12 protein-coding genes are annotated in these 17,759 nt (G+C 69.2%); 8 read left to right on the forward strand and 4 right to left on the reverse strand.

Annotated features, from left to right (window positions below):
* Positions 1-97: 97 nt before the first annotated feature.
* The 3 genes from GF068_RS28145 to lon form a co-directional block, all read right to left on the reverse strand.
* The gene (locus GF068_RS28145) at positions 98-697 is read right to left on the reverse strand and encodes a cysteine hydrolase family protein (protein WP_153822576.1); all 600 of its coding nucleotides are present in this window, start codon (positions 695-697) and stop codon (positions 98-100) included.
* 9 nt (positions 698-706) lie between these two features.
* Positions 707-1,606, reverse strand: coding sequence for a hypothetical protein (locus tag GF068_RS28150; RefSeq protein WP_153822577.1), 900 nt, complete (start codon positions 1,604-1,606; stop codon positions 707-709).
* Between the two features lie 132 nt (positions 1,607-1,738).
* Positions 1,739-4,132 carry an endopeptidase La gene (gene lon / locus GF068_RS28155; RefSeq protein ID WP_153822578.1) on the reverse strand — a complete coding sequence of 798 codons (2,394 nt, stop codon included), beginning with the start codon at positions 4,130-4,132 and terminating at the stop codon, positions 1,739-1,741.
* A gap of 295 nt (positions 4,133-4,427) precedes the next feature.
* Here lon and GF068_RS28160 point away from each other — a divergent pair, with 295 nt between their 5' ends.
* The gene (locus GF068_RS28160) at positions 4,428-8,249 is read left to right on the forward strand and encodes a serine/threonine-protein kinase (RefSeq protein WP_153822579.1); all 3,822 of its coding nucleotides are present in this window, start codon (positions 4,428-4,430) and stop codon (positions 8,247-8,249) included.
* Here GF068_RS28160 and GF068_RS28165 read toward each other — a convergent pair.
* Positions 8,203-8,469: a hypothetical protein gene (locus GF068_RS28165; RefSeq protein WP_153822580.1), complete on the reverse strand. Its 267-nt coding sequence runs from the start codon at positions 8,467-8,469 to the stop codon at positions 8,203-8,205. The two genes, GF068_RS28160 and GF068_RS28165, sit on opposite strands and share 47 nt — an antisense overlap.
* Positions 8,470-8,513: 44 nt before the next feature.
* Here GF068_RS28165 and GF068_RS28170 point away from each other — a divergent pair, with 44 nt between their 5' ends.
* The 7 genes from GF068_RS28170 to GF068_RS28200 all read left to right on the forward strand — a co-directional run bounded on the left by GF068_RS28170 (position 8,514) and on the right by GF068_RS28200 (position 17,665).
* The gene (locus tag GF068_RS28170; RefSeq protein ID WP_240807527.1) at positions 8,514-9,350 is read left to right on the forward strand and encodes a hypothetical protein; all 837 of its coding nucleotides are present in this window, start codon (positions 8,514-8,516) and stop codon (positions 9,348-9,350) included.
* 183 nt (positions 9,351-9,533) lie between these two features.
* A complete protein-coding gene (locus tag GF068_RS28175; protein ID WP_153822581.1) occupies positions 9,534-10,364 on the forward strand; it encodes a hypothetical protein in 831 nt (276 codons plus the stop codon).
* A 167-nt stretch (positions 10,365-10,531) separates the two neighbouring features.
* Positions 10,532-11,392: a hypothetical protein gene (locus GF068_RS28180; protein ID WP_240807528.1), complete on the forward strand. Its 861-nt coding sequence runs from the start codon at positions 10,532-10,534 to the stop codon at positions 11,390-11,392.
* Positions 11,393-11,551: 159 nt separating this feature from the next.
* On the forward strand, positions 11,552-15,409 hold the full coding sequence (locus GF068_RS28185) for a serine/threonine-protein kinase (protein WP_338046602.1): 3,858 nt from the start codon (positions 11,552-11,554) through the stop codon (positions 15,407-15,409).
* Positions 15,410-15,738: 329 nt separating this feature from the next.
* Positions 15,739-16,089 carry a helix-turn-helix domain-containing protein gene (locus tag GF068_RS28190; protein ID WP_153822583.1) on the forward strand — a complete coding sequence of 117 codons (351 nt, stop codon included), beginning with the start codon at positions 15,739-15,741 and terminating at the stop codon, positions 16,087-16,089.
* On the forward strand, positions 16,086-16,337 hold the full coding sequence (locus GF068_RS28195) for a hypothetical protein (protein ID WP_153822584.1): 252 nt from the start codon (positions 16,086-16,088) through the stop codon (positions 16,335-16,337). The genes GF068_RS28190 and GF068_RS28195 overlap by 4 nt, the downstream gene beginning before the upstream one ends.
* A gap of 149 nt (positions 16,338-16,486) precedes the next feature.
* Positions 16,487-17,665, forward strand: a complete 1,179-nt coding sequence (locus GF068_RS28200; RefSeq protein WP_153822585.1) for an LAPAL motif-containing putative phage structural protein — start codon at positions 16,487-16,489, stop codon at positions 17,663-17,665.
* The last annotated feature ends 94 nt before the right edge of the window (positions 17,666-17,759 follow it).

A 17,759-nucleotide genomic window follows, 5' to 3' on the forward strand; every position in this document is an offset into this window, starting at 1 on the left:
GCATGAAAGCTCGCCCGCCGGAGCGGCGAACGGGAGGCGCGGTTTTGTGTTGACAGGGGAGGGGGCGAGGCGGGCGGGCGGGCGGGCGCAGCGCGCGTCAATCGGGGATATCGGATTCGTCTCCGACCACGACCGCGAAGATGTCCGAGAGCGCGGCCAGCGCGACCTCGTGCACGGTCGCCGCGGGCAGGACGCGGCCGCTCGGCCCCGGCAGGGCGCGCGTCGCCGTCGCGCCGCCGACCACCGTGGCGCGGTAGCCGCGGTTGAATGCGGCGCGGGCCGTGGAGTTCACGCAGACGTGCGTCATGAAGCCGGCCAGGATCAGGTTTTTCGCGCCAAGCTTCTCGAGCCGCTCGGCGAGGTCCGTCTGCTCGAACGAGCTCGGGAAACGTTTCACGATCAAAGGCTCGCCCGCCCGCGGCGCGACGACGTCCGCGATGTGCCCGATCTCGGCGTTCACGTCGTACGGGCTGCCGGGGCCGGCGTCGTGCGCGATGTGGATCACCGGCGCCCCGACCACGCGCGCCCGCGCGAGCAGCCGCGCGGCCTGATCGAGCGCTGCCTCCACGCCTTCGAGCTGCATCACGCCGCGTCGATAGGTGTTCTGGCAATCGATCATCACGAGCGCCGAGTCGCGGAGCGCCGTGGGATCCGCGGGCAGGCCGACGAGGGCGCGCAGGGTCGTGGGTTCAGCCATGGTGTCTCCTCAGTATCCGTCGCAGGCGCCGGGGGTCTTCTCGATGAGCTGCAAGACCTCGCCGTCGAAGCGACAGATCATGCTGATATCGGGGTTCAGCGAGCTGTTCAAGAGGCAGTTGTCGAGCGCCTCCTCGCACGAGATCGCCGGCGTGTACGAGCTGCCGCCCTGGTCCGAGCAGAACTTCCATTCGGCGACGCCGGCGCCCTTGCCCGCGCAGGGATCCGCGACCGGCGGCTCGTCGTCGCAATCGACCGCGCCCTCGGCGACGTGGCTCGTCTGCGTGTAGCCCGCCTCGACCGCGCAGGACGAGTCGGCCTGGAGATCGTCGTGCAGCGTGAAATGCGTGGCCTGGTAGCAGCCATGGAACGAGGTCAACGCGCGCCCCGTCAGGCCCTCGACCGCCGTCACGAGCGCCTGCGTATCGCTGCCGCCCTCGGCGTTGGGCCACGCGTAGGCATAAGCGCCGAGCGAGCCGTCCGGCCCGTCGTAGGCCTCGACCGGCACGCCCTCGGGCACGTCGGCCGTTTGATCGTGATACCCGTTCAGGATGACCTTTTCGAGCGTGACGCCGTCGGCCACGGTGACCGTCCAGTGCACCGGCTCGTACGACGAGAGGACCAGGATCGAGCTCGATTGCCGCTCGACGTGCACGCTCGCGGCGCCGGGCGGGTGAATGTTCCCGCTGTGATCGCCGTGTGATTCGTAGATACCGATGAGGTGCAGCTCGGAGCCGCAGACGGGGGCTGGACTGACGACGCCGCCGCCGGGTCCGCCGGGTCCGCCCGGCCCGCCCGGCTGGCCCTCGCCGCCGCCACCAACCACCACGGTCCCCTTGCAGCCCAGGAGCCCGAGCGTGCCCACCAGAAACATCCCCGCGAACATCCGCCCGAGATTCGATAAGCGCATCGCCATTCCTCCGCTCGATAACAATTCGAGGCGGGGAAGGTAGCACGCGTGGAATGCCTGGAGAAGCGTGGAAGCGCCGCGTGTCATGATTTTGGCGACCCCCGCCAAGACCTCGCCGCGGCGCGTCGAACTTCAGTGAACGGCCTGCGCTTCGCCGCCGGTCGTCTCGTCGTTGCCGAGCGGGACGGTCTCCTCTTCGGACGGCCGCTCCTCCAGCGCCGCGGCGATCACCTGGCTCATGTCCTCGGCGAACACGAGCTCCAGCGAGGTCCGCACCTCCTCCGGCACCTCGTCGACGTCACGCGCGTTTTTTTGCGGCAGGATGACCCGCTTGATGCCGGCGCGGTGCGCGGCCATCACCTTGGCCTTGATCCCGCCGACGGGAAGGACGCGCCCGCGCAGCGTGCATTCGCCGGTCATGGCCGTGTCGCTCCGCACCCGCCGCGACGAGAGCAGCGACGTCAACGCCGTGAACATCGTCACGCCCGCGCTCGGCCCGTCCTTGGGCACGGCGCCCGCGGGGACGTGGATGTGCAGGTCCTCCTCCTCGAGCTTCGACGTATCCACGCCGAGCGCCGACGCGTGGCTCTTCACGTACGAGAGCGCCGCCTTCGCCGATTCTTTCATCACGTCGCCGAGCTGCCCCGTGATCTCCACGCGCCCTCGGCCCGGCATCCGGCTCGTCTCGATGAACAGGATGTCCCCGCCCACCGGCGTCCAGGCCATTCCCGTCGCCACCCCCGGCGTCGCCGTCCGCTCCGCCACCTCCGCGAAGAATTTCACCTTGCCGAGATACCTCCCGAGGTCGCTCTCCTCCACGTGCAGATGGGGCTTCTCCTCCTTCGCTCGCGCCACTTCGAGGGAGAGCGCGCGGCAGAGCTTCTTGATTTCTCGTTCGAGCTGCCTGACGCCCGCCTCTCGCGTGTAATCGCGGACGATCGCCCGGAGCGCGTCGTCCGTGATCGTGAGCGTGCCCTCCGGGATCCCGTGCGCCGCGAGCTGCTTCGGGATCAGATGCCTGCGCGCGATGTGCGCCTTCTCGTCCGGCGTGTACCCGGGGACCTCGATGATCTCCAGCCGATCCCGCAGCGGCGCCGAGAGCGTGGAGAGATCGTTCGCCGTGCACACGAAGAGCACCTCGGACAGGTCGAACGGCAGCTCCAGGTAATGGTCCTGGAACGTCTTGTTTTGTTCCGGATCCAGCACCTCGAGCAGCGCCGCCTCGGGGTTGCCCGCCCAGCCCACCGCGAGTTTGTCGATCTCGTCCAGGAGGACGACCGGGTTCTTCACCTTCGCCTTCTTCATCGCGTGGACGATCCGCCCCGGCAAGGCCGCCACGTACGTGCGCCGATGCCCGCGGATCTCCGCCTCGTCGCGCACGCCGCCGAGCGCGATCCGCACGAACGGCCGGCCCGTCGCGTCCGCGATCGATTGCCCGATCGACGTCTTGCCGACCCCGGGCGGGCCCGCGAGGCAGAGGATGCTCCCCCTCGTCGTGCCCTTCAATTTGAGGACCGCGATGTGCTCCAGGATCCGGCGCTTCACGTCGCCGAGACCGTAATGGTCCTCGTCGAGCTTCTCGCCCACCGCGTCGATGTCGTCCTTCGCGTCCGCGCGGTGGCTCCACGGCAGCTCCGCGATCCAGTCGAGGTACGTCCGGATCACGTTGTATTCGGCCTGCTGCGGGTTGAGCGCCTCGAGCCGCTCGAGCTCGCGCTTGGCGACGGCCCGGACCTCCTCGGGCAAGACCGCCTTCTCCAGCCGCTCGCGCAGCTTACCCGTCTCGTCGCGCTCGCCGTCCTCGCCGAGCTCCTTCTTGATGGCCTTGAGCTGCTCGCGCAGGATCGCCTCGCGCTGGTGATTGCCGATCTCGCGGCGCACGTCCTGCTCGATCTTGCGCTTCACCTCGGAGAGCGATTTCTGCTCGATGACGAAGCCCGCCACGATCCGCAGCCGCTCCACCACGTCGAGCGCCTCGAGCACGCGCATGTCCTTGTCCGACGTCAGCCCGAGCAACGCCGAGACCCGATCCGCGAAGAGCCCCGGATCCTCCTCGGCGAGCGAGGCGTCGACCGAATTCTCGATCCCGCGGCCGAGCTCGCGCACCTGATCGAAGAGCGCCCGCGCGAAGAGCTTGGCCTCCTCGCTCGCCTCGCCCGTCTCCGCGGCGACCTCGCCCTCGGCGAGCCAGAACGGGTCCCGCCGAACGAGGCTGGAGAGGCGCATGCGGCCCACGCCCTCGAGGACGAGCTTCATGTCCCCGCTCGGCAGCCTCCCCGTCTCCACCACGCGGGCGAACGTGCCGAGGCGATAGAGCTCGGCCTCCGACGGGTCCGCGACGTTGCGGTCCTTCTGCGTGAGGACGCCGATCACGTCACCCTTGGCGAGGGTCCGGACGAGCGCGACCGAGCGCTCGCGGCCGATGGGGAGAGCGATCACCGCGCCGGGAAAGAGCACCCCGTTGCGGAGCGGAAGCACGGGAAACGGAGAAGAGGGCACACGGGCCCCGTCGCGGAGCGTCGTCATCGTGGGACTCCTTGGGAACTCAGGAAAGAGCGCCTCGCCACGGTCGGCGTCGCCGGCCCGATGGCCCGAGGCGTGAACGAACCATAAATCCGTTCATCGCTCCGTCAACGGGGGGACGTGACGTTAGGGCACCCGGTCGCCGTGGGGAGGCTTGGGAGACGTGGTCACCGACGTCGATTTCCTGCTCGTCGGGGGCCTCGGAGAAGATGATCCGCGCTCTCCAGGGGCGTATGCTCGGCGCGGTGCGGGCAAACGGGACCTCGTCGGACAGCGGTTTCGGCCATCCGCCCTCGGGATGAGAGTCGGCCAGGTCCTCGCGCAGCGATTCCGCATCGACGCCCAGGTCGGGGGCGGCGGCATGGGGCAGGTCTACCGCGCCACGGACCTGTCCACGGGCGAGATCGTCGCCGCGAAGGTCCTGAACGACACGTCGCCCGAGACGGTGTCGCGCTTCGAGCGGGAAGGCCGGGCCCTCGCGCGGCTCTCGCACCCGAGCATCGTCCGGTACGTCGCGTACGACGTGGCCTCCGACGGACAACCATTCCTGGTGATGGAGTGGCTCGAAGGCGAGGACCTCGCGCAAAGGCTCGCGCGCGAGCACCTCACGGTCCCCGAGACGATCCTCCTCGCCAAGCGCGTGGCCGAGGCGCTCGGGGCCGCGCACGCGCAGGGCATCGTCCACCGCGACCTCAAGCCCGGCAATGTCTTCCTCGTCGGAGGGCGAATCGATTCGCCGAAGGTCCTCGATTTCGGCATCGCGTTTTTCGGCGGCAGCGCCCGCATCACCGCCACCGGCACGATGATGGGCACGCCGAGCTACATCGCGCCCGAGCAGGCGCGCAGCGGCGGCGTGGTCGACGCATCGGCCGACGTGTTCTCCCTCGGATGCGTGCTCTTCGAGTGCCTCTCGGGCAGGCCGCCGTTCCAGGGGGATCACTTCGTCGCGGTGCTCGCCAAGGTCATCTTCGAGGAGGCGCCGCGCCTCTTCGAGCTCGGCGTCGTCGTGCCTCCGTGGCTCGACGATCTCGTCACGCGTATGCTCTCGAAGGAGCCCGCGCGCAGGCCGCGCGACGGCGCGATGCTCTCGCGCGCGCTCGAGGCCGAGGCGCTCGACGGAGAAGGGCTCGAGGAGAGCGCGCCGCCACGCTCGCTCGGCAAGCGCGAGCGGCGCTTCCTCGGCGTCGTGCTGCTCGGCAAGCTCGCGGCTGCGCCGCTCGTCACCTCGACGTCGAAGACGCTCGCGGTCTCCACGCCCGACACGATGCGCTCGGTGGTGACGAGGTTCGGCGCGCACCTCGAGCTGCTCGCCGACGGCACGGCCGTCGTGATCCTGGATCACACGAGCGTGCCCACCGACATCGCCGCGCAGGTCGCGCGTTGCGCGCTCGCGCTGCGCGAGCACTTCCCGGGCGCGCCGATCGCCGTGACCACCGGCTGGTGCGAGCTCGGGCGCGGCTTGCCGGTCGGCGAGGCGATCGAGCGCGCGCTCTGGCTCTTGCGCATGGAGGGCTCGATCCCGGGGCCACGCGTGGCGATCGATGAGACCACGGCGGGCCTGCTCGACAGCCGCTTCGACCTCGTGGACCTCGCGCCCGGCGGCCTCGAGCTGCGCGGCGAGCGTGTCGCGGCCGAGGCGTTCCGCCCGCTTCTCGGCAGGATCACGCCGTGTGTCGGTCGCGAGAACGAGCTCGCGTTGCTCGAGCAGAGCCTGGCCCACGCCGAGCGGGAGCCCGCGGCGATCGCCGTGGTGATCACGGGCTCGGCGGGCATCGGCAAGTCGCGCCTCGTCCACGAGTTCATCGAGCGGCGCAAGCGCGCGGCGACGCCGGTCGAGCTGCTCTGGGGGCGCGGCGATCTGCAGCGCGCGGGCTCCACCTTCGGCCTGCTCGCCGACGTGCTCTGGCGCGCGGCCGAGGTGAAGGGCGGCGAGCCGATCGAGGTCCGGCGCGAGCGCCTCGAGGCCTTCGTCGCGCGTTATGTCCCCGAGCGGGATCTGCGCCGCGTGACCGAGTTCCTCGGCGAGCTCTCGGGCATCCCGTTTCCCGACGAGGACAGCCTGCCGCTGCGCGCCGCGCGCCAGGACCCCGAGCTCTGCGGCGAACAGATACGACGCGCATTTCGTGATTTTCTGCGCGCTCTTTGCGCCGAGCGCCCTGCGCTGATCATCGTCGAGGACGTGCACTGGGGCGATCGCGCCTCCGTCTCTGCGCTCGAGGCTGCGCTGCGCGAGCTCGCGGACGAGCCCCTCCTGCTCGTCGCCACCGCGCGCCCCGAGGTCGAGCAGATCTTCCCGCAGCTCTGGGTCGAGTGTGGTCGTCAGGAGATCCGCCTGAAGCACCTCTCCGCGAAGGCGAGCGCGCGGCTCGCGCGCAAGGTGCTCGGCGACGCGGCGGCGGCGCCGCTCGTCGAGCGGCTCGTGGCGCTCTCCGAGGGGCACCCGTTTTTCCTGGAAGAGCTCGTGCGCGCGGCGTCCGAGGGCTCGCTCGGCGAGACCTTGCCGGGCACGATCGTGGCGATGGTGCAGACGCGCCTCGAGCGGCTCGAGCCGCGGGCGCGGAGAGCGCTGCGCGCGGCGAGTATCCTCGGCGAGGTCTTCTGGCGAGGCGCCGTCGTGCAGATGATCGGCGAGGGCGAGCCTGGCAGTGATGCGCTCGTCGCGCTCGTCGCGGGCGAGATCTGCCTGCGGCATCGGGAGAGCCGTTTCCCGGGCGACGAGGAGTTCGCGTTCCGCCACGCGCTCCTGCGCGAAGGCGCGTATGCGCTGCTCACGGACGACGATCGCGAGCTCGGCCATCGGCTGGCGGGCGAGTGGCTCGAGCGCGCGGGCGAGTCCGATCCGCTCGTCCTCGCGAACCACTTCGAGCGCGGCGGCCTCTTCGAGCGCGCGGGCACGATGTACATCCGCGGCGCGGAGCAGGCGAGCGCGCGGCGCAACTACCAGGACGCCGAGCGCTGGTTCGCCCGCGCCGACGAGCTGCTCTCGGGCCTGCCTGCCGTGGCGCGGCGCGCGCGTGGCCTCGCGCGGTTCCGGCGGGGCCAGCATCAGGACGCCGTGACCGAGCTCGCGGCGGCGGCGGAGCAGGCCGAGGCCGCGGGGGACGTCCTCCTGCAGGTCGAGCTCTTGCTCGACGAGGCCATGGTCTTCGACTGGATGGGCGACGTGAAGCGCGCCGAGGAGCGCGTCCTCGCGGCGCAGGCGCGGTACGTGGAGGGCAGCTCGCCGCTCGTCGACGCGCGCCTCTTGCTCGGGCTCGGCCGGACCTGGCACCGCGCCGATCGCAAGGAGGAGGCGGCGCGGGCGCTCGCGGGTGCCGAGGAGAAGGCGGCCGAGCTCGGGGAGGAGGGCTACGAGACCCGGACGATCGCGCTCCTCTTGCTCGGGTTCATCTTGCCGGGCCTCGGTCGGCTCGAGGAGGCGGCCTCGGTGCTCGACGAGGTCATTCATGGCTGCGAGGTGCGCGCCGACCTCCTGCACCTCGGCGCTGCGCTCGCCAACCGGGGGCTCATCCGGGGTTGTATCGGCGATCGAGCCGGGCTCATCGCCGATCTCGAGCGAACGATCGCGATCGGGCACGAGATCGGGCACCCGGCGCTGGAGCTCGTGGGGCATTACAATCTGGCTGAATATCTTTATCTGATGGACGATCTGGCTGCCGCCGAGCCGTGCATCCGCTCCGCTGCGGCCTTGTTCACCCGGCCCAAGATTGGGGCGCACCCTGCGATCGTCCAATTGCTCGAGGCCCGCATCGCCGTTTACCGTGGCGACGAGGCGAGCGCTGCGGCGGTGGTCCGGGCCATTCGTTCTGCGCAGGTCGAGGCGCGGGCGCAGGGGGCCGAGATCCTCGCGCCGTCCGAGGAGGTCCTCTGCTCCATGGTCGAGCTCGCGACGATCGACGCGCCGGACGAGCGCTGGGACGAGCTCGAGGAGCGATCGGCGCGGTGTTCGGTGGGTCAGGAGCGCATCGAGGTCCTCGAGGCGCGGGCGCTCACGGCGCTGCGCCGGGGCCGCCGTGACGAAGCTGCGCGGCGGCTCCGGGCGGCCCTCGACGTGGCCTCGCGGGTCCCGAACGTCATGATGGTGCGGCTTCGGCGTGCGCTCGATGCCACGACGTCCTGAGGGCGAGCGCGCTCTCTTTTTGTTTTCTTTTTGAAAGTTCCGTCAGGGAATCGCTGTATACGAATACGGCGAACGCGCGCTTGACGACGCGGCGCTCGTGGAAAACCGAGCCGACCTTGCGCATGTTGAGCAACGTTCGCTCAATCGTCCACGGCGTTTTTCCTCTTGCTTCGGTTTTGAATACCATATACAAATAACGGAATGTCCGGAAACCCTGCATCTTTCGGCTTCATCGTTTTTTTGCTGCAGGAGCGGAGGTCTACCATGCGTGTTCTCAGTCGAGGGACTCGGCTCGTGGTTCTGGCGGCGGCGCTGGCGGGGTGCACCGCGGAAGTGGGTCCGGAGGGGGAGGTCGCGGAGGCGGCGGGCGCCATCGAGATCATGAATGCCCTCAACATGAACGCGCTCAACATGAACGCGCTCAACATGAACGCGCTCAACATGAACGCGCTCAATATGAACGGGCTCGACCCGAATTCGCTCTCGGCGATCCGCGATCCCGGCCCGAACGGCGACCTCGCCCGTGAGTTCGTCAAGTACGCCGTGAGCTGCTCGCTCGCGTCGGACCAGTCGTTCGACTTCACCTGGGCCGACGCGGAGGAGGTCGAGCATCCCGAGAGTTATCCGGGCGTGCTCGGGCTCGAGCCGGAGTGGGCGAACGGCCCCCTCAGCCTGAACGGCCAGCGCAAGGTGAGCGCGTGCTTGGCCGGGCTCACGAACATGTACGGCGTGCACGTCACCATCTCGATGCGTGGCCCCGAGGCTCCATTGAAGATCGTCGACCCGGCCGAGCTTCAGGCCTACCCGAACGTCGAGGGCGCGTTCTGGGGCAACCTCTGGGCGGACACGCCCCACCTCTACGCCTGTTACAACGGCGACACGGTCGCGAACTCCCGCGCCCATCAGCGCGTCTGCGCCGCGGGCCAGCTCAACCCCGACAGCTCCATCACGGAGTGCGGCATGATCGACATCGTCGGCCCCTGCAGCGACGTCTGCGAGCCGGTGAGCAGCGAGACGGGGGCTCACCCGACCTGCCTCGTGAACCCCGGGACGCAAGATCCCACCACGACCGAGCACGTCGTCACGACCGCGCTGCCCTGAACGGGCCCTCTCCCCGCCCATTCCGTCCATCCATCGCCGTTTCCAGCCGCGACCGGGCCGATGCTCGGAGCGCGCAACGCGTTGCGGGCGCCTCTCATCCAAGCACGAACCCGTCGGCGGTCCGACCTGGATGAGCCATCGTCGCGCCACCCGCGGGAATGACGCACCTTCGAGAGGGGTCGTATGCGCGCTTGGCGATGGATGCTCGGGTCATGGGCGTTTTTTTTATCCGGCTGCGTCGGGGACGTGCGTGACGTCTCCGAGGAGGTCCTCGAGGCCAGGACCCCGCTCGTGGAGGGCAACAAGCTCTCCTCGAACTCGCTCGCGTTGAACTCGCTCGCGCTGAACTCGCTCGCGCTGAACTCGCTCGCGTTGAACTCGATGGATTCACAATCGCTCGCGGCGATCCAGGATCCGGGCAGCCAGGGCGCGCTCGCGCGCGCGTTCCTCCGGTATGCCATCGGTTGCGCTTTTGATGTGTCGCAGAGCCTGAGCTTCAGCTTCACCGACGCGGCGGGCCTGGTCCACGAGGAGACGTACCACGGCGAGCTCGGCCTCGCGCCCGAATGGGCCACGACCGCGCTCGATTACTTCGGGCAGCGCATGGTGAGCGCCTGCGTGGTCGCTCGCGTCAATTATTACGAGGTCCCCGTCCTCATCTCCATGCGCTCGGCCGTGCCGCCCCTCCATCTGGCCCCGGCCCCGGAGCTCAGCCAGTTTCCCCACATCGAGGGCGCCTTCTGGGGCAACCTCTGGGGCTCCTCGCCCGCCATCTACGCCTGCTACAAGCGCGAGAACGTCGCGAACTCCCGCGCCTTCGCCCGCGACTGCGCGGCCGGACACCTGCGCAATGACGGCACGATCGAGGAGTGCGGCATGATCGACATCGTGGGGCCCTGCGACACGTTCTGCTCCACGCAGAAGGGTGACCCCTATTATCAAAGCTGCATCGACCAACCCCGCAAGGCAGGGAAAGGCAGCACGCAGATGCTCGTCACGACCGCGCTGCCTTGACCACCTTCCGCCCGCGCTGCGGCGCAACGCTTTCCAGCCTTGCCTCATCGTACCCCGAGACCTCACCGTGCTCACGCGCTGGGCTCCGTCCCCGGGCGAACCACGCGGGCGAGGACCCCATTTCTTGGAGGTGCAATATGCGAGCTTGCTGGACGAGGATGGCGCTCTTGACTCTGGTCCCTGTCCTCGGCTGCACGACGGGCGTCGACGAAGGCTCCGATGACGTCGTCGAGGCCGAGGTCGCGCTCGTACAGGGGAACATGCTGGCGGCGAACTCGCTCGCGCTGAATTCGCTCGCGCTCAATGGGCTTGCCCTGAACGGACTCGCGCTGAACACGCTCGACCCCGCGGCCCTCGCCTCCCTTCGGGATCCGGGGTCCGACGGCGCCCTGGCCCGCGCCTTCTTGAAATATGCCATCGGCTGCGCATTCGACCCGTCGCAGAGCTTTTCGTTCGCCTGGACCGAGAGCGCGGGGGGCGATGACGACGACGATGACGACGATGACGACGATGACGACGATGACGAGGTCCTCGTCCACGAGGAGACGTATCACGGCCAGATCGGCCTCGCGCCGGGCTGGGCCACGGGGCCGCTCGACGAGCATGGCCAGCGGATGGTGACCGCCTGCCTCGCGGCCCGCGTCAATTATTACGAGGTGCCGGTCACCATTTCACTACGATCGGCCGCGGAGCCCCTCGAATCCCTCACCGGCAGCGCGGAGATCGCCGCGTTCCCGCACGTCGAAGGCGCGTTCTGGGGCAACCTCTGGGCGCCCAAGCCGTTCGTCAAGGCCTGCTTCCACGGCCACAACGTCGCCCATTCACGCGCCTGGAAGCGCGAATGCGCCACGGGGCACCGGCGCAAGGACGGGTCGATCGAGCAGTGCGGCATCATCGACATCGTGGGTCCTTGCTCGATGGTGTGCCAGAAGCTGAAAGGCACGGGACAGTATTACCCGTCCTGCTTCGAGAGGCCCGGCAAGAGCGTGATGACGACCCAGCTCGTGATCACCACCGCATTGCCCTGACACCAGGCCAAACCGCCATCTCCCTCCCCACGGCGCGCTCCGTTCCGGGCGCCCGGCCCCACCTCCTCGCCATTTTCATCCGACCCGGTCGGATATCGATTGTCGTTTCTTTTCCGAGGGTCCCTGGACGCGGGAAATCCGAGGGTTAGGCTTCCTCTCGTGCGGCCGGGAGAGGTGCTCGGTGGGCGCTTCCGCGTCGAGGCGCGCGTCAATGCAGGAGGGATGGGCGAGATCTTTCGCGCCATCGATCTCCTGACCGATCACGTCGTCGCGGCGAAGATCCTCGTCAACGTCTCCCCCGAGAGCCTCGAGCGTTTCCGCCGCGAGGCGCAGATCCTCGAGCGCCTCTCCCACCCCGGCATCGTCCGCTACGTCGCATACGACACGTCCGACGAGACGAGCCCGCTGCTCGTGATGGAATGGCTCGAGGGCGAGGACCTCGGCCGCAGGCTCGCCCGAGGCCCGCTCACCGTCCGCGAGGCCGTCGCGCTCGGCCAGCGCATCGCCGAGGCCCTCTCCGTGGCCCACGAGGCCGGCGTCGTGCACCGCGACCTCAAGCCGCAGAACGTCTTCCTCGTGAACGGCTCCACCTCCGAGCCGCGTATCCTCGACTTCGGCATCGCCCACTGCGGCGAGGCCTCGCGCATCACCCAGACCGGCACCGTCATCGGCACGCCGAGCTACATGGCGCCCGAGCAGGTCCGCAGCGGCAGCGTCGTCAAGGCGAGCGCCGACGTCTTCTCCCTCGGCTGCCTCCTCTTCGAATGCATCACCGGCGCGCCGCCCTTCCGCGCCGATCACACGATCGCCGTCCTCGCCAAGATCATCTTCGAAGACGCGCCGCGCCTCGGCGAGCGCGCGCCCGCCGTGCCCTCGTGGCTCGACGGGTTCGTCGCCCGCATGCTCGCCAAGGACCCGGCCGGGAGGCCCCCAGACGGCGCGGCCGTCGCGCTCGCGCTCGCCGGCGAGAAGGACCTCGAGCCCCCCATCTCGGAGGCGCCGCGCTCCTCCGCGCCCCGCTCCACGCTCGGCGCGTGCGAGCGCAGGTTCCTCGGGGTCGTGCTCCGCGGCCGCAGGGAGCCCCAGCGCCGCAGCTACCCTCCTCCCGCGGCCACGCTCGCCTGCACCTCGCCGACCGACGATCTCAGCGCGATCGCCGAGCGCTTCGGGGGCCACCTCGAGGTCTTCGCCGACGGCACGGCCGCCGTCGTCATCGACAGGACACGCGTGCCCACCGACGTCGCGGCCCACGTCGCCCGCTGCGCCCTCGCGCTCTGGGAGCGCGCGCCCGGCGCTGCCATGGCCGTCGCCGCGGGCTTCGGCGAGCGCGCGCGTGGCGTGCCCGTCGGCGAGGCCATCGACCGCGCCGCGCGGCTCCTGCACGACGGCGGCGACGAGGCGCGTATCGCCCTCGACGAGACCACGGCGGGCCTGCTCGACGCGCGCTTCGACGTGGAGGCGCTCGAGGGCGGCGGCTTCGCGCTGCTCGGCGAGCGCGCCAGCTTCGAGGTCTCGCGGCCGCTGCTCGGCAAGGCCACGCCTTGTGTCGGTCGCGAGCACGAGCTCGGCCTCTTCGACCTCACCTTCGGCGCCTGCAAGAACGAGCCTGCGGCGCGTGTCGTCGTCGTCTCCGGGCCCGCCGGCATCGGCAAGTCGCGCCTGCTCCACGAGTTCGTCGAGCGGCAGCGGGCCGCGATCGAGCCGGCCGAGATCTGGTTCGGCCGCGGGGATCCTCTACGTGTCGCGTCGAGCTTTGGCCTGCTCGCCGAGGTCCTGCGGGGCGCCTCGGGCATCCGGGGCGGCGAGCCGCTCGCGCGCCGCCGCGAGCTGCTCTTCGCCCGCGTCGCGTGTTCTGTACCCGAGCGGGATCGCCGCCGCGTCGCGCATTTCCTCGGCGAGCTCATGGGCGTGCCCTTCCCCGACGACGAGGACTTGCCGCTGCGCGCCGCGCGCCAGGACCCCGAGCTCTGCGGCGAGCAGATGCAGCGCGCGCTGCGTGATTTCCTGCGCGCCGAGTGCGCGGACAAACCGCTCGTGCTCCTGCTCGAGGACGTGCACTGGGGTGATCGTGCCTCCTTGCTCGCGCTCGACGCGGCGCTCGAGGGCCTCGCGTTCGAGCCGATCTTCCTCGTCGCCTCGGCGCGCCCCGAGATCGACGAGCTCTTCCCTGGCCTCTGGTCGAGCCGCGGCCGGCAGGACGTCCGCCTCCGGCAGCTCTCGCCGCGGGCGTGTGTTCGCCTCGTGCGCCACGCGCTCGGCGAGCTCCGGCCCGAGCTCGAGCAGCGCCTCGTCGTGTCCTCCGAGGGGCACCCGTTTTTCCTGGAGGAGCTCATCCGCGCCGAGGCCGAGGGTCGCGGCGGCAGCCCGCCTGGGACGGTCGTGGCCATGGTGCAATCGCGCCTCGAGCGCCTGGAGCCGAGCGCGCGCCGCACCTTGCGCGCCGCGAGTATCCTCGGCGAGGTCTTCTGGCGTGGCGCCGTCACGCGTTTGGCGGGTGAGGACGACGAGGCCGTCGCGCGGGATCTCTCGGCCCTCGTCACCCACGAGATCGTGATCCGCCAGCGCGAGAGCCGGTTCCTGGGGGAGCCTCAATATGCATTTCGCCAGGCGCTCTGGCGCGAGGGCGCGTATGCGATGCTCACGGACGAGGATCGCGCGCTCGGCCATCACCTCGCGGCCGAGTGGCTGGACGAGAAGGGCGAGGGTGATCCGCTCGTCCTGGCGGAGCATTTCGAGCGTGGCGGCGCCGCGCCGCGCGCGGCCTCGTTTTACCTGGCCTCGGCCGAGCAATCGGCGGCCCGCAAGGATTACCTCGACGCCGAGCGATGTTATGGCAAGGCGGAGGCGCTCTGGGGTGAATTGCCGACGCTCGCGCAGCGGGGCCGGGGCCTCACGCGGTTCCGGCTCGGCCGTTATCACGACGCGCTCACCGACCTCACGCGTGCGCGGGAAGGGGCCGCGAAGCGCGGGCAGATCCTCCTCGTCGTCGAATTGCTCCTCGACGAGGCCATGGTGCTCGACTGGATGGGCGAGTATCGCGAGGCCGAGCGGCGCGTGCTCGCCGCGCGGGACGTCGATCTGGGCGAGGACGGGCGCACGCCGCTGCTCGGCGCGAGGCTCTTGCTCGGCATCGGGCGATCGGCGCTGCGGGCCGAGCGCGAGGAGGAGGCGGCCGACGAGCTCGCGCGGGCGGCCGAATTCGCCCAGGGCCTCGGCGACGAGGGATACGAGACCTATGTCATTGCGCACCTCCTCCTCGGGTACCTTTTGCCATTGCTGAGCCGGGTGGACGAGGCGGCGGCGTTGCTCGACGAGGTCATTCGTCGCTGCGAGGAGCGGGGGGACCTCTTGCACCTCGGCGCTGCGTGGAACACGCGCGCGATGGTCCGGGCCATTCGTGGGGATCGGGAGGGGATGATCGAGGACTTCGAGCGCACGAGCGCGCTCGGGCGTGAGCTCGGCCAGCCGACGCTCGAGATCGCGGGGCATTACAACCTGGCGGAGCACCTGTACTGGATGGACGACGTCGAGGCGGCCGAGCCCATGATTCGCGCGGCGCTCGCCATTGCGGCGCGGCGGTCGGGCTGCGTGCGCCCGGCGATGCTCGCCTTGCTCGACGCGCGGATCGCGCTCGGGCGCGGCGACGCGCGGACGGCGCGGGCGATCGCCTCTGGGCTTCGGGGGGGCGCCGCGGAGATGTCGCCCTCGGAGGACGTGTTATGCGCGATGATCGAGCTCGCGACGGGGGACGACTTCGAGGCGGGCCGGGCGGAGGTCGAGGCGGCGTGGGAGGCGCTCGAGGCGCGCTCGGCGCGGGCGAGCGTGGGGCAGGAGCACATCGAGGTGCTGGAGGCGCGAGCGCTCCACGCCTCGCGCCTCGGCCAGCGTGAGCGGGCCATGCGCCAGCTCGACAAGGCCATCGCGGCGGCGTCGCGGATCCCGAACGTGATGATCGATCGGCTCCGGCGCAGGCGAGCGGAGTTCGAACCGGCGCTTGGTCGTTCCGTTTGTGCGTGAGCGCACGGCGCGGGGGGAGGCCGTCGCGTTCGGAGGTTGCGCGCGCGCGAGGTGGAGGTCGCGCGCGCGAGACCTGGAGACGCGTGGGCGAGACCTGGAGACGCGTGGGCGAGACCTTCGGGGTTCGTTCGCTCACCTTGGAGACGCCTGGGCGAGACCTGGAGACGCGTGGGCGGGTGGTGAGGCACTTTGCCCCAAAGTGAGGCAGTTTGACGAATACGCGAGCGTGATGCCGTAGGATGGGCTGGCCTGAAAAGGCGCCGCCCCGAAGGTGTAGCAAGCACCTCCGAGGCGACTTGACGCACCGCCGCATACACGGAGGAACGCCCATGCACGATCTAGACTGGCCCGGCTCGTACGGCCAAGAGAACGATCCGCCCTGCCCGCCCGAACCTGAGACGCCGCGCCGCCGCAAGTCGGGCGCGCTCATGCTCTCCACGGAGGAAGCGCGCCACGTCCGCGTCGCCGTCCGCAAGCTCCGCCGCGCCTTCGGGAGCTTCCGCGCGATCTCCGCGATGACCGGGATCCCGGCGAGCACGCTCCGCCGCGCCGCGAACCCGAAGAGTTCGCCCACGGGCACGCTCGCGATCCGCATCGCGTCCGCCGCTGGCGTCGCGGTCGAGGTCCTTCTCGGCGGCAAGCTCGTCGTGACCACGCCGGTCATCGGGAGGGCAGCATGAAGCGCTCCCGTGTGAGGGAACGCGAGCGCCTTCGTGCGCCCGTCGAGACCACCGACCCGGCCGCGCTGGCGGCCTACGCGGGCGAGCTGCGCCCCGTCGTCGCGAGCCTTCGGGCCCTCGCCGAAGATGCGACCGCGGCGCCGTCGCAGCGCGTCCACGCGCGCTCGTTCCTGCGTCGGGAGTTGCTGCGCGGGATCCGGGAGCTTGAAGCCCGGATCGACGCCGCTGCGCCCGTGGCGCCCGCCTGATCACACCCACCTCCCGATCCATCGCAGAGTCCGAGGCGGCACAAGAACAGCCGCGTCACGATGAAGCGGCCTCAGATACGAGACCGGCCTAGCGTCGCTGTGGACATGTCAAGACTTTTCTGATATCCGGGCGTCAAGGAGACTTGACCATGAGCGCGGTTGCCAGCGAAGCCACCATCCGCATTGCGTACGATGGAGACGCGCTCCAATCCGGCACCATGGATGTTCGCGACTTGGCGCCAGCATTATTGGCGCTGTCGGACCTATTCGACGGAGCCAATAAGGTTCTCAATGGGCCGGACAGAGCAATACAGCTTCGGATACGACACGACGTCAAGCGCGGCTCGTTCGACGTCGGTATCCAGGTTGTTCAGACGTGGGCATCCAAGATCGTGTCGCTGTTCGCAGGCGACGCGGCATCTAGTGCGGCCAACCTAATCGAAATACTTGGCTTCGCAATTGGGGCCCCGCTGGGACTTCTTAAGCTAATTAAATGGCTGCGTGGCCGAGCGGTGCAACGGGTAGAGTTGCTGAACGACAACGGGGCGCGTCTTATCGTAGAGGGCGACGAGATAATTATTTCGCGCCCATTGGCTATGGTCTTCAATGACCTTGGGGTCCGTCGCGCGCTGGCTGCCGTGATGTCGCCTCTGAATCGGGATGGGATCGACTCGTTCGTGGCCAAGACGGCTGACGGCGTGGTCGTTGAGCAGGTCGCAAAAGACGAACGCGGAGTGTTTAGCCCTCCCGACGCGGTTGATACCACATCGAAGCCAATCAACATAAGCGAATTTAAGCAGGCATACACCATTGTATCTGTTACGTTCAAAGACGGCAACAAGTGGCGCGTGTCCGATGGTCAAAGCACCATTGCGGTCACAATCGAAGATGCTGACTTTTTGCGACGCGTAAACAATCACGACGTTAGCTTTGTCAAGGACGACGTGATTCGATGCGAAGTCAGGCAAGAGCAGTCGATGACGCCATCTGGGCTGAAGACCGAGGTCTTCGTTAAACGTGTGCTTGAGCATCAGCATACCTATCGACAAATGATATTGCCGATGTCTGAAGCGGCAACCGTGCGCCCAGCCCTGCCGCCGGTTGAGCGCGCAATTGGCAGCGGGGATGAAGTGTTGGCTTTCTCGGCGCCACAATCGAATGAGGAAACGGCCAACGCCCCGTCGGTGGCCAAAGAGGAAACGGCGGTTGCGGTGACGGCTTCGCGGCCACTCGAAACGAACTCGGAAGGGCCGCGCCACGTCCAGCCCACCGACATTAGTCCGTCAAAGCCCGGTCCGAAGAAGAAGGGTGCTAAGCGGAAACGCTAGGACATTCAGTGTCCGATCGGAGCGTCGATTCTCCACGTTTTCGGCCTCTCTCGTGGTACTTTCTACCAGTCAACGGCGACGCGGGGAGGGTGCG

Source organism: Polyangium spumosum (assembly GCF_009649845.1).
In the GTDB taxonomy this organism is placed as follows: Bacteria; Myxococcota_A; Polyangia; order Polyangiales; family Polyangiaceae; genus Polyangium; species Polyangium spumosum.